Here is a 13,991-nt window from a genome sequence, read left to right on the forward strand (position 1 = left end):
TGGTATATAATAGTCATATACCGAAATGGAGGTGAATCAAATGATAATTAATAAAGCCTATAAGTTTCGTATCTATCCCAATCAAGCACAAGCAATTCTAATTAACAAAACGATAGGTTGTTCTCGCTTTGTATTCAATCATTTCCTATCCCTATGGGATCACGCATATAAAGAAACTGGGAAAGGTTTAACATATGGTACATGTTCTGCCAAACTTCCTGCCATGAAAAAAGAGTTTGTTTGGCTAAAAGAAGTGGATAGTATTGCGATTCAGTCGTCTGTTCGCAACCTTGCGGATGCGTATACACGCTTTTTCAAAAAACAAAACAGCGCACCGCGCTTTAAATCTAAGAAGAACAACGTACAATCTTATACCACAAAACAAACAAATGAAAACATTGCCGTTGTAGGGAACAAAATAAAGTTGCCAAAACTAGGCCTTGTTCGATTTGCCAAAAGTCGCGAAGTAGAGGGGCGTATTGTAAATGCTACAGTTAGACGGAACCCTTCTGGTAGATATTTTGTGTCACTATTAGTTGAAACAGAAGTACAAGAACTTCCGAAAACAGATTCTTACATTGGAATAGATGTAGGACTAAAAGATTTCGCTATTTTGTCAGATGGAACCCACTATGAAAATCCGAAGTTTTTCCGATCATTAGAAGATAAGTTGGCGAAAGCACAGCGTGTGCTTTCTAGAAGAATGAAAGGATCTTCTCGCTGGAATAAACAACGAGTAAAGGTAGCTAGAATTCATGAATACATATCAAATACTAGAAAAGATTACTTGGACAAAATTTCAACTGAAATCATCAAAAACCACGATGTTATCGGTATAGAGGATTTGCAAGTATCGAATATGTTAAAGAATCATAAGTTAGCAAAAGCAATTAGTGAGGTATCTTGGTCGCAATTTCGATCCATGTTGGAATACAAAGCAAAATGGTATGGCAAACAAGTCATTGTCGTATCGAAAACATTTGCTTCCAGCCAATTATGTTCGTGTTGTGGATATCAAAATAAAGACGTTAAAAATCTAAACCTACGTGAATGGGACTGTCCTTCTTGTCGTACACACCATGATAGGGATATTAACGCAAGTATCAATCTAAAGAATGAAGCGATAAGGCTTCTAACCGCAAGGACTGCGGGGTTAGCCTAATCAATTAGAGTTCGATAGAACTCTTTACTTAGGAATCCCTCACTTCTAAACGAAGTGAAAGTGGGGGTAGTTCAAGTTATTATCACTTAAATCATACTTCTCAGCTGCATCCTTATACTTCATACCTTACATTTTAGCTTCTTGAGCTAATTCGTGTTTCAGTTTTTATTCATATCACCGACCACCTTCTATATAAGTAGGAAGAAACTCGTTATAAGTGCCCTTTATAGTAAGTCCCTTTGTAAATCTTTTTATTTAAATTCACATTAATACAGAAAGTTAAAACAATTTAGATTGAAGTGGAAATTTTAAACGTAAAGTATATATAAATTCCGCAAATAGACAATTCATATATAATAAGAACGGATTGATAATTAGCTGGATTTTTCTTTATTTATTTTTACTTGCTAGTCCATTTGGAGATAATTGGGTAATGAAACTCTTTTCCTTGTAATACATATATAATCCCTTTAAAAGGCCCAAAAACTAATAAAATAACTATGATTATATATAATGGTGCTGTCCACAATATCATTGACAAACTACTCTCATTCATATCTAAATGGAACATAGAAAGCATTAAAATCCTTATTATAAAAGTATTCCAGATCAATACAATAATCCAAGTGAATAGCTGATAAACACCTGTTTCAATAGCTATTATACGAAGTTCTTTAGATTTGAATATAAAATAAAAAATGAATGGTACAAAGAAAATTGTAATGCCCAAAAAAGTAAGAATCATAAAAGAAAATAAAGTAATGGTATGCATCATTAATTTTAGTTTTTTTTCTTTAGATAAGTTCAATTAAACGCCTCCTAGATATAGATTCGCTTTTCTTAAAGCTAATGATATTATTTTTTACATAGCAATTGTGGATATAGCTTGTTTATAAATTAATTGTTGTTTTCCATTAACAATCATTAGAACCGTAAAACGGTCTAATCCAACAATTTGTCCTGGTATTCTAACTCCACTTTTTAAAACCAGAGTAATGTTCTTTTTTTCTCTTTTTAGTTGTTCATAGTTTTCTTCTTGGAAATCCCTCATTTTACGCATCCCCTTTTATTATTAATATATATCTTACCACATTAGAATTGAAAAACTGCCTTGGTACATATTTCGCAAAAAGTCAATCGAAAACAAACAATACATTAGCTATTTAGCGGATTAATTCAACATAAGATTTAAATGTATACTAGTTTTTATTCTGTTGTGTTTTTTATTAATTAATACGATACGTGAAATTTAAAATATTAGCTTAATTGGCACGGAGTCACCATATCAAAAAAAGAAAATTGGACATTTATTCACAAGCTACTTCCTAAATATTGTTCCTCATTAGCCAACTTGTTTATGGTTTTTAAATTTGCAACAGAACCAAAAATCCCCTCATATTACTTATTGTCAATTATTAGCTGGAGTCTCTCCTGTATTCTCATCATTACTTGGTGGCAATGGCGTTCCATGGTCATCCCCATTATTTAGTGGTGTTGTATTCCCTCGATCACTACCATTGTTCGGTTAATTTGTATTTCCCTGGTCACCGCCACTTTTGGGCTCACTTTGCTTTTTGTCTTCTGGTTTCTTTTGTTTTTCTTTTTGCTTATTTTCACTCGGCTGTTCAGTTGTATTTGCTATTTTCGTATTTAGAGAAGAATCACGTTTCTCACCTTTAATACGTAATTCGCTACCTTCTTGAACCAAACTGTTTGGCATTTTAAATTGCGACTTATCTGTAGCAAACTTACTCATCATTTCTTTAAAAATCAATTGAGCAATTTTCGTATTTTTACTACTAATATAATCATCTTTACTATCCTTTGTATATCCGGTCCATACAGCCATCGTATATTGTGGTGTATAACCAGCAAACCAACTATCACGAGTTACACTTCCTGGTAAATTATATTGTGCTATTTGTTCTAAAGAATAGTTTGTTGTACCTGTTTTACCCGCTATATCTAAATAACTTATATTAGCTGTTGTACCCAAACCGGATGAAACAAATGTACGAAGCATATCAGTAATTATATATGCTGTAGAATCCTTCATAACTCGTTTAGTTTTTTGTTCCAAGCTTTTTGACTTTCCATCTGGATAAACAACTTTCTTAACAAAATACGGCTTCGTATACTTACCCTCATTACCAAATGCCGCATAAGCACCTGCAATTTCAATTGGGGACGCTTTATTTGTACCAATCGCTGTTGATTCGGTCGGTGCAACATTAAATGTAATACCTAGCTTTTCAGAGAAACTCTTTGATTTATTAATTCCTATTTCTTTTGCAGTTTTTATTGCCGGGATATCTCGGGACGTCTTCAATGCATCACGTATTGTAATTGGTCCTAAATGCTTTCTATCTGCATTTCTAACTTCTTGTCCTGTTGAATACTTAAATGGAGAGTCATCAATTTGATGGTAAGTAGGCCATTTTAAATATTCAATTGCAGGGGCGTAATCAAAAATGGTTCATGTTAACATAATCAGCATGAATGGAATGTAAAAAAAGAATCGACTTCTAATTTTATTCTATAGATGGTATGGATACAGGGAATCAGAAAGCATAGGGAAAATCAATCCCCTCACTTGAGAGTATCTTAGGATTACATTTAATAGACAATTTCAGTAATAAATTTGTTCCACTTTAAAGATGAGAAAGAAATTTGAGTTGGTATAGTAACGGAGCAGAAACGTTAACAGAAGGGCTACAGCAACGAAAAATGGAATTTGATAGAAAATCCAATCTTAGCTTGATAGACATGTAATACTATCAGCATTTTGGGAACATTACCATGCTAAGCAAGAAACCTCACTTTTCATCTTTTTTCAGATAAGAAGTGAGGTTTTTCGTTTTGGTGCATTTATTTTTCTTAACTTGATGGTGTGGGTGTCAAAGTTATTATCTTGAAATCTATTCATAATATAGCTCACTTTCTAAAAGATTTATATTTTATGTAATTTTGATCTTATTATATAATCCTAATATGTTTTTCAAGCGGATTTAAAGTATGTTTATTATGATTTTTTTGTAAATCACCAAATTATTCTATTGTATTTAGAAGGGGGAAGTAATAGAAAGGTCATTTTATTGTTGAAGTAACGTTTTCTTTAATAACAAGTTTCGCAATAAAATATAAACTATAACTAATTCTAATTATGATATAATATTGCTAGTAACTGAAGGCGTGTGGTGGGAGGTTGCAGCCTTTTTTCTCTTAATTTAGAGGGAAAGGAGGTGTAACCGATATGGAATTTTTACAACAATTATTACAGGACGCTACGAAACTATTCGTAACAGTGTTCATAACAACTTTTGCAACAGCTTGTGCTAACAAGCTAGTGGCAAAACGTAATAATAAAAGTAAAAGAACCACCCAGACGTCTGCCAAACGTAAGAAAGGTGGTTCAAAGAAGAAATAATTAAACTTTGCAATCTACCACCTAACGGCAGCAGTTACAAATTAGACGGGATGTTACCAGCATCTCGTCTTTTATTATTATGCACATAGTTAGTGAGTTAAAACCTTTAATAAAAGGTTTATGTCTACAATCTCATTATACATTTTATCTCATTGGAAAACAATATCATCTTGTTTGGTATTTTTTATAATGAATTATAGATTGATACTGCTTAAGGCTTTCTTATTTTGGTGAGGTCTTTTCAATTATTCTTTTCTTTTTATACATGTCTTTTAATACCGCTTCATTTATTTTCAAATCCGATTTATAAACAAATTTCTTATATATAGAATTGTCCTTTTTATCTTTGCATTCCTTTTATGATAATTTGAGATGGATTGAGTTGGTGACTTGCACTACCTTATCAAAATTAATTAATTCAAGCTAATTCGAACACATCAGATGTAAATTTTTAATAATTTCCCTCTACAAATAAGAATTTCATTCGTTTCTGCATTCGCAAAGTAACAAGTGCACTATGTCACCAGTATGGCTTTGAGGATCTCTAGTTCTTCTATCTCTAAGTTTGGCTATCTTGTCGCTCAATAGACAAACGAATTGAATTTCATGGTAAAATAGTAAATGTTTTTAAATAAGGGGATGGAGGGGTTTTAAGTGAAACTTAGAAAGATTTTTATGATTTGTTTTTTATTTATATTCACATTAACTATTGTGACTGGTTGTAGTTCTTCACAAAGTTCTACAACTGTAAAAAATGGAAAGGCATCTTCGTCTTCGAAGAACGTGGAAATTGAAGTTGAAAATGCTGAGTACGTATTACCATTAAGTGGTTCAATGGGAGGAATAAATAAAGATAAAGTATTGAAATTCAAAGTGAGTTTGAAAAATAAAGGGGATGAAATGTTAGAGATATCACCTTATCTCTTTACACTATATCAAGATGATGAAAAAATGAAGAAATATGATAAGGCTGATTCAGATAAATTACGTTTAATAGAATTAGAACCTGGTAAAAAAACATCGGGGATTCTCTACTATGAAGTGAATAAAGCCTCATCATATGAGCTCGTTTATTCCAATGAAGAAACAAAAAAAAGAGACGATGAAACAGAAAAAGTTTCTTTCAAAATTGATACACAAGAAATAGAAAAGAATACAAAAGACTTAAATAAACCAGCTGAAGCTCTAAAAACCTATATAAACGCTGTTTATTATGATAAAGATATAGACAAAATTAATGAATTGTCCGGTGAAGATGGAAAACAATTTATTCTAAATATACATCAAGAATTTAAAAAAGATGCAATGTCCAGTACGCATAATGGAATTAGTGACCAGGAATTTGAAAGCTATTATAAAAAGTTAAAATCTGTACTGCAGGAAAAAGTTACATTTACAGTAAAATCAGTAGGTTCTTCTCCTGAGGAAGATAAAGTTGAAGTGGAATTAAAAGTAAAACCATTATTATTAAGCGAATTGCAGCCAAAATTAAATAAGAAAAATGAAAAATTGTTAAAAGAAAATCCAGGAATCGAACAGCCTAAATTATTTAGCCAATCGTTTAGTTACTTCATATCTATTTTGCCAGAAGCAAAAGTTTCAGATAAAGAAAAAGTAATAAAGGTTGAGATGGAACGATATGGAAAAGAACAATGGCGTTTTTCTAAAGGTAAAGTAACCGATTCAGAGGACGTAATGGAAATAATGGGAGAGTTTTTAAAACAATAAAAAGATATAAACGAAAACGAAGTTTGCAACAACCAAACTTCGTTTTTTCGATTTATAATAACTTACAACAACTGTTACCTCCAAACGATAAAAACACAAACCTTCAATTTAGAGAATATTTTAAAATCTTAGCTTGATGGATATGTGTCGGTACCCCATATCCATCAAGCTAAGAACTTGTTTTACCCCCTATTTTTTTGAGAGTAAGTTGTTTTTTGGAACCAGAAAGGTATATTTTTAACTATAAAAATTATAGGAAAATTTATCTGTTTTTCCTTTTTACCTACTTGCTAAATTCAGCAAGTAAAATATTTTTAAAAGGATCAGAACGACTAGTTTTATGGCCATTCAAATTGATAGCCAATGTATGCTTGCCTCCAAGTGTACCTCCAGCAAAAGTAGAAAACCCTGGGACACCTCCTGAGTGTCCCCATATCGAGACACCGTTTTGAAGTTTTGTTTCAAAGATTCCAAGACCATATCCATCGATTACTTCTGTTCCTGTAGGAACTGTAGTAAGCATTTGTTTTAGTTGCTGTTCCTTCAGTAATTTGCCACTGAGCAAGTAAGAGAAGAATTTATTTAAGTCGTCAGCAGTAGAAATCATATCACCATCCGAGCTACCTGGGTTAGAATAAGTAACGTCTTTTAGCTCACTTTCTCCCTCATATCTTTCATATCCTCGGGCATGATTGGTGCCTGGAATAACCGTTGAATTGCCGGGTAGGAATGTATTCGACAATTCAAGCGGTTCAACAATTCGATTTTCAACCTCTTCCGCATAGCTGTTTCCAGTTACTTTTTCAATAAGGATACCCAATAATACATATCCCGTGTTTGAATAAGACCAACCCTTTCCTGGAGCAAAGTCTGGGGGAAGAGAAATCCCCATCTTTACGAATTCTTCAGCTGTATACGCTTTTTTTGTATCTTTAATATCAAAGTCTTTTGACTTTATGTAGTCAGCGATACCACTTGTATGGTTCAATATCTGTCGGATAGTAATCTGGTTACTATCATATCCGTTTCCTTGAATAACACCAGGCAACCATTTTTCAATGGAGTCGTCTAAATTCAAGCGGTTTTCTCCAGCTAATTGAAGTAGTACTGTTGCAATGAATGTTTTCGTCACACTACCAATGCGAAAGCGAAAATCTGCCTTCATTGGTTTCTTGGTTCTCAGATCCGCTATCCCGGCGGCATAGCTCCAATTTTTACCACCCTTAGAAATTTGAGCGAGTATTCCAGGGTATCCAAGTTGGAGTGCATCCCGCATTGCTTTCTTAACGGAAGTACGATCGCTTTGATTACTTGTTTGTAACGAACTAGATACATTTTGCGTGGGTTCTGCTTTTACAATTGAGGCTGGTGTTATGTATAACAGGGAACTTCCAGCTATTAAAAATGATAGACTTGCACATGTAATTTTACTGCTTGTTTTCATAAAGCACCCCACTCCTTTTTTTAAATTGTATAGTTAGTTGCTTGCTGTTTCGTATTAATCACATAGCTATTTTCTCCACCAATGACAAAAAGTCAGAATTGAATTCGTAATCATATTCATAATTATTATTTTTACGGACGCTATTCTGTCTTAGCAAACGGTAAATCCCTCTTCTTCCACATGTATGTTAACGCCAGAAATTACTTCTTTTCCTTAAAACACTCTTGTTACTTGTTTGTTTTTCATAAATAAGTCATATCTGTTCCGCCTTTCACACCTCCTTATATTTTGATCTTACACATTACAAATCTCTTTTTTCTTACCTATTCCTTACAAATTACTTACGTTCAAAATAGCTTCTATAATAAAAAAGAAACACAGAGATTTTTCACTTCTATGTTTCTTTTTTTCGTTTTGGGGAACAATTAATTTTTAAGTTAATAGCGATGTGTCAGTACCCCATATTCATCAAGCTAGTGAAAAAACAACCCAAAACAGTAAAATTGATATTTCTGGGTAAAAATGTACAAAAATCTTATTTGAGGGCGTTATAAAATCCTTAAGTTGATGGATATGGGATTCTACATTTTATGCTGCACTAAAACAATCTTCAATAATCTAAATTAGATTTGTAACTACAAGTGGGTTTCTACTTGCATTAATATCATGAATGTTGCTTACTGCTATAAGATTACGCTTCTTGTAATCTTTCAAATGTAGACATATTAGTTCCCATCTTTGGTGCAGATACGGAATGTTGTTACCTTCAGTGCTCGCTTCTCTTGGTGGGACATAAATAAATAATCCTGTAATGTTCCTTTAAAGACCTGAACCCCGTTCGAGTATGCGATAACAGTTTTATCAAAATTTAACGATGTAAGTGTAGACATTAAGTTTTTCATCTTATTTATTCACTCCTGTTTTCCATTCAGATTTTGTAATGGTCCCGTCAAAGTTGTATGAAATCTCTAATTGGTCGAATCCACTCTTATAGATATGCTTCGTACTTGTTCCGTTCAGCTCGGTAACATCTGTCCATGGTAGGTTACTATCATCTATCTCAATAAAGTTTACACCCTCCTTAGCTACTTGTAACATATCCTTACTAGCCCATCTCGAAAGCTTCGGCTTAATTAGTTCTTTGTATGTCTCCTGCGCTTCTAAACTTCCTAGAGAATTGAGATTCGCATATGCTTTCTTTTCTCGGGCTGCATATTGCTCCTCTTTGAGTGTTTCCTCTTCAGATTTCTCTGGCTCCTTATCTTGAATCAGCGTCTCTTCCACCTTCTCAACAGGTTTTTCTTCAGTGTCATCAACTTCTGCAGGTTTCTCCTCAGGTAGATTCTCTATCGCATCTAGTTTAGCCTTCAGCTTAATGTAATTAATTTCTAATTCCTCATACTCTTTGGCTAATTTCTCTGACTCTGCTTGATAATGTTCTACTTGTGATGATAATCTATCGTTTTTTTGGTTATAACAAGATGTCAGCCCAAAGAATAGAAGAACTGTTGCCCCATACTTTGCAGCTGTCTTTCCTTTAATAGATTGTACTTTCTCGGTAAATGTAGATTTCTTTGATTCCATAATTTGTAGTCTCTCCCCCAAGTTACTCACTTATCTAATTATAATGATTTAGTTACATATAAAATTTTACACGACTATAAATCAGATGTCCAGTTGACTATACTAGACGATTAGTCATTTTTTCAAGGATTTAATATAGTGATAATATACGCGTATTTTGCCACTGTTTAATGACTACAGCGTATTTCTACTTAATGAGTTCTCACCACACAACAATCAGCTTAAGGTTTTAAATTATCCCCATAACGAAAATTTAAAACCATGTTAGTTAATTTTTTAAAAATTAGGAAAGCCATCCTCATAACTGAGAATGGCTCTTATAAATAAAGGTTTATGAATGCATTTTTGTACGTATACGTTTTAAATAGTGGTGTCTAATAATAAAGAAGTAAACCATTTGAATGCAAATAAAGCTTACTAATACTACAATTGAGCTTTGTAAAACAGACATTTCCCTACTTACTGTTTGTCCTAATTGATGAAACGTTAGAAATGCAAAACTACTGTGAAGCATAGCCACTACTATCGGCAGGAAAAATAGTAACATCATTTGTCTTGTCACGATTTGCTTTAACTCTCTTTTACTTAAACCTAATTTTGAGATCATTTCATATTGCTCTTGATCGCGTTCTAAATCAGTAAATAGCCGGAAATATAAAAAGCTTAACGTAAATACGAAAAATACAATCCCCACCATTACACTTGAAATAGAAAGTAGTCCGTTTTGTTGTTTCATTTCAATCCATCTTAAATACAATGATGAAAACTTATAATAGTCTTCTTGATTCGTACCAATGAACTTCTTAAGACTTGTCGAAATCGCACTTGTTTCAGACCAATCTTTAACGATAAAACCGTAAATCGTGTAATCTCGGAGTACGCCTTCTTCTTGAACATGTAGAACCTTATTATAAACAGCGTCAGAAACAATAACAGGGTTATCAATCATGGCTAACTCTGGGATATACACTGTTTTTTGTACAGAAAGTGGAATCTCGAGTTCACCATGATTTATTTCAAAAAATTTCAGATGCTCTGTACTTTTCTCTTTCTTATTAAGTCGTATAGCAATGCTATCATTTTCATTTGTTAATTTCTCTATTTCATACCCTAATTTTTTAGCGTATTCATTATACGCAGAAAGATTAATCAAAGCCAATCCGTCTAATGTCCTTTTAAACTCTGTTGCTACAAGGTTATATGAAAATCCAGCTTCCTCTAATTGTTTCTTTATCTCTTCAATATGAGCTTTTTCTTCTATATTCCCCTTATCTGAACGATAGGTAAATGCATATGGAGTCTCATGCTTAGCCAATTCAGGATTTGCAATAGCCGTACAAACTCCAATTGCTGTAAAAGATACTGCAGATATAATTGATACGATAAAAAACGTTATCGCATTATCTTTCATGCGATACATTAATTCTGAAATAACAAGGAGATTGGTTCTTTTAAAAAATGTAGTTTCTCTATTTTTTAAAGCAGATAACACATATACACACAATTGAGTAAAGAAAAAATAGTTCCCACATACAATGAATACGACTCCTACTCCTACGAGTAGGAATAATTGATTTAAACGCATGTAATCGACCGCAACGATACTGTGGTGAATGCAGGAGTAACCCGCTCCAAATAAAATAAGTACCAACAATGAGATCCAAACAGACACTATTGGCTCAGGTTTTGGTTTTTCCTCTGATTTTATAAGTTCTACAAGCTCATTCATTTTCACCATTTTTGATGTGAACAATGAAATAAGTAGAAATAAAACAAAAAAGGACATTGCTGTTACTACTATTGCCTTGAATGGAAAGTAAAATGCTAACGGTTGCTCTACTCCTAATAAAGACCCACTAACCAGTAAAAACAATTTAGAAAAAACCATTCCTAGTCCAATTCCTACTACTATAGAAGGGATTCCAATCAACATATTTTCGAAAAAAATTAATCGATGAAACTGTTGATGAGACATTCCGTGTAACATTAATAATCCAAACTCTTTTTTTCTATTTTTTAAAAATGCACTAACAGAATAGAAAATAAATAAGAAAGAAAAAACAAAGATTAAGTAATACGATAAATGAAATCCTATTTTCCCAAATGTACTCATGATGGTACTTACATGAGTTAGTTCACCTTGTAGGTTCGGATGAAAGACAAGTAGCCCATAAGTGAAAAAAATCAATACCGCAAATGTACTACTAAAAAAATGACCTAGATATATTCGTTTATTCCGTAAAACATTATTGAGTGCAAGTTGTCGAAAATTCATGTTTATTTCCCCCTAACATAGAAAGACTATCCATAATTTTTTATAGAATAATGGACGATCGTCATTACAATTAACTTCATTGAATAACTGGCCATCTTTAATAAAAATTATGCGGTCACAGTAACTTGCAGCAACTGGATCGTGCGTTACTAACATCATTGTTGCCTTTTCCTCTTTATTTAATTGTGTTAATAACTCCATTACATCTTGAGAAGCTTTAGAATCTAAGTTTCCTGTTGGCTCATCGACAAGAACCAATTTAGGAGAATGAATGAGTGCACGGGCAATCGCTATTCGCTGTGCTTGTCCATCAGAAATTTCATATGTTCGTTTATTTAAAATTTCACTGTTTCCTAATTTTTTCGAAATAGATTCTACTCGGTTATTTATTCTTTTCACATTTATGGCATCTAATACGAGCGGAAGAACCATATTCTCTTTTACTGTTTATGTATGCAACAGGTTAAAGGATTGAAAGACGAATCCTACTTCCTGTCTGCGAAATAAGGCAAAATCATTGGGTAAAAGTTAATACGGATTTTTATTATGAATGAATACACTGCCTGATGTTGGCGAGTGAATAGTAGAAATCATATTCAATAACGTTGTTTTTCCACTACCCGAAGGGCCCATAATCCCAACAAATTCTCCCTCTGTAATTGTTAAATTTATATTTGAAAGTGCTGTATGTGAAACCTTTCTTGTGTATTCTTTACTAAGATCTTTTACTATTTTTATATGAGAAATCCCCTTCAAATTTACACACTAAGAATGAGAGTTGATTGATGATACCCCTTCGTTTCCGTACCCTTGCATGCACTATAAAAACAAAAGCGAAGTCTGCAAACGGACTCCGCCTTTTCGATGTATCATGAATTATAGCCAGTACTAGTAGCCTCCTCATAATATTTCCTCATACATTCATGTCTCTGTGTATTTCGTGAAAAAATTTGCAACAGAACCAAATTTACGTTATTTCTTTGCGGAAATAGGTTGAGACCAAATATCTATATCATTTAAGTGTACTTCAAAAACATATATAGGTTGAGAAAAACCTTTAGTATCAGTGTAGTAATCTATCTTATATTTTGTAATGAATAATGTATCACCTGCTTTGAAAGATATTATAGGATCGAAGTCTCCTTGTTTCAGTTTTTGAAATGCTTCCTTTGGAGAAAGAATTTCAACATCTCGAACAGGTGATTTTTTTGTAACGTAATTTTTGTAAACAGGCATTTTTTTCCCTTCGTCTTTTAACTCTATTGATGTTTTTATAGTAACATGAGACATATCAGTTTTTGTAATGGGATCAATAGGCATATTCCCAAATTCCTTCATTTGATACGAAATCATTATCCCGAGTGCGACGAAACTTACTGTAATGGGAAGGTATAAATATTTGATTATTTTTGTATCTGTTTCTTTTTTTTTCAAAAATATAAGAACTATGTTTAACACAGAATATCCTAGCATCATGCCTAAAGTATTATGAAGTAAATCGGCTAGTTCCATACTTCCGCGTTGCAGTGTGAATTCAAGAATTTCAATCAATAAACTTGCTATAATTGAGATGATTAACATCCATTTTGTTTTTTGAAAAACCTTACTAAATAAAGGGAATAAAATTCCTAACGGAAAAAGCATACCTATATTCACAATGATATGGAAAAAGGAAGTAAATGAAAATGTATTCCATGCTTTTTTATAAACACTAAGTACATCAAAATCAATTGTTCTTGCAAAGGCCATATCATCTGAACGACCAAATGAAGTAGCTGATAATGCAAAGGAATAGTATCCTGTTATTAAAACAAACAATATAATTTGTTTTACAGTTAGTTTTTTTTCTCTTTTACATATCTTTTTGTATACTACAAAATAAATAAAAACAAATACAAGTAGTAACAAGAATGTGAGTAGTATCGTAGGAATCGCATAACTAGCGATTATATTGAAAATAATGTTCATTTTACACCTCAGTTTTTATGAATATAATTTTGTACATATGCATTTTATATAGTGATTACTAATACAACAATCGAGCTTTGAATCGCAGACATTTCCCTATTTGTTATTTGCCCTAATTGGTGCAAAGTTAGAAATGAAAAATTGCTGTGAATCATAGCCAATACAATCTGTAAGAAAAATAGAATCATCATTTGTCTTGTCACATTTGATGGTCTAGTTTTGAGTTTCCTTATTTAAACTTGGTCAAATGTTTCAAGCACTAAAATAACTTGATATCGCACCACAGATTTTTTCATGAATGTATCTGTTATCCATTGTAGTAGTAAGATTATTTTTCTCATATTTAATTACCTTACATTTTTCTTACACGCTTGTAATATTTCTGAAAATACAGTTTATAATT

Annotated in this window: 9 protein-coding genes and 2 pseudogenes; 3 read left to right on the forward strand and 8 right to left on the reverse strand. The window is 32.5% G+C overall.

What is annotated here, in order from left to right; genetic code table 11:
- The first annotated feature begins 40 nt into the window (after positions 1-40).
- A complete protein-coding gene (tnpB, locus tag V7S45_RS28795) occupies positions 41-1,162 on the forward strand; it encodes an IS200/IS605 family element RNA-guided endonuclease TnpB (RefSeq protein WP_342762138.1) in 1,122 nt (373 codons plus the stop codon).
- 400 nt (positions 1,163-1,562) lie between these two features.
- Here the strand turns inward: tnpB and V7S45_RS28800 are convergent, their stop codons facing one another.
- From V7S45_RS28800 to V7S45_RS28810, 3 genes and pseudogenes are all read right to left on the reverse strand, one after another.
- Positions 1,563-1,970 (reverse strand): hypothetical protein, encoded by a 408-nt coding sequence (locus V7S45_RS28800; protein ID WP_001054057.1) that lies wholly within the window; start codon positions 1,968-1,970, stop codon positions 1,563-1,565.
- 54 nt (positions 1,971-2,024) lie between these two features.
- Positions 2,025-2,213 (reverse strand): RNA chaperone Hfq, encoded by a 189-nt coding sequence (gene hfq, locus V7S45_RS28805; RefSeq protein ID WP_001204524.1) that lies wholly within the window; start codon positions 2,211-2,213, stop codon positions 2,025-2,027.
- 357 nt (positions 2,214-2,570) lie between these two features.
- Positions 2,571-3,635 (reverse strand): annotated as a pseudogene (locus tag V7S45_RS28810) (penicillin-binding transpeptidase domain-containing protein); the annotation flags it as partial.
- A 780-nt stretch (positions 3,636-4,415) separates the two neighbouring features.
- Here V7S45_RS28810 and V7S45_RS28815 point away from each other — a divergent pair.
- Positions 4,416-4,589 (forward strand): hypothetical protein, encoded by a 174-nt coding sequence (locus V7S45_RS28815; RefSeq protein ID WP_000395068.1) that lies wholly within the window; start codon positions 4,416-4,418, stop codon positions 4,587-4,589.
- 654 nt (positions 4,590-5,243) lie between these two features.
- Entirely contained in the window at positions 5,244-6,317 is a 1,074-nt protein-coding gene (locus V7S45_RS28820; protein WP_342762139.1) for a DUF5105 domain-containing protein, read from the forward strand.
- A gap of 283 nt (positions 6,318-6,600) precedes the next feature.
- Here V7S45_RS28820 and V7S45_RS28825 read toward each other — a convergent pair whose 3' ends face one another.
- From V7S45_RS28825 to V7S45_RS28845, 5 genes and pseudogenes are all read right to left on the reverse strand, one after another.
- Positions 6,601-7,761: a serine hydrolase domain-containing protein gene (locus V7S45_RS28825; protein ID WP_342762158.1), complete on the reverse strand. Its 1,161-nt coding sequence runs from the start codon at positions 7,759-7,761 to the stop codon at positions 6,601-6,603.
- Positions 7,762-8,664: 903 nt separating this feature from the next.
- Positions 8,665-9,345 carry a hypothetical protein gene (locus tag V7S45_RS28830; RefSeq protein ID WP_326303427.1) on the reverse strand — a complete coding sequence of 227 codons (681 nt, stop codon included), beginning with the start codon at positions 9,343-9,345 and terminating at the stop codon, positions 8,665-8,667.
- Between the two features lie 331 nt (positions 9,346-9,676).
- Positions 9,677-11,620 carry an ABC transporter permease gene (locus V7S45_RS28835; RefSeq protein WP_342762140.1) on the reverse strand — a complete coding sequence of 648 codons (1,944 nt, stop codon included), beginning with the start codon at positions 11,618-11,620 and terminating at the stop codon, positions 9,677-9,679.
- A pseudogene (locus tag V7S45_RS28840) lies at positions 11,592-12,358 on the reverse strand (ABC transporter ATP-binding protein). Before V7S45_RS28840 ends, V7S45_RS28835 begins: the two are co-directional and overlap by 29 nt.
- A gap of 234 nt (positions 12,359-12,592) precedes the next feature.
- Positions 12,593-13,588: a VanZ family protein gene (locus V7S45_RS28845; protein WP_342762141.1), complete on the reverse strand. Its 996-nt coding sequence runs from the start codon at positions 13,586-13,588 to the stop codon at positions 12,593-12,595.
- Between the last annotated feature and the right edge of the window lie 403 nt (positions 13,589-13,991).

The sequence above is a fragment of the Bacillus sp. BR3(2024) genome, from assembly GCF_039134555.1.
Taxonomy (GTDB): domain Bacteria; phylum Bacillota; class Bacilli; order Bacillales; family Bacillaceae_G; genus Bacillus_A; species Bacillus_A cereus.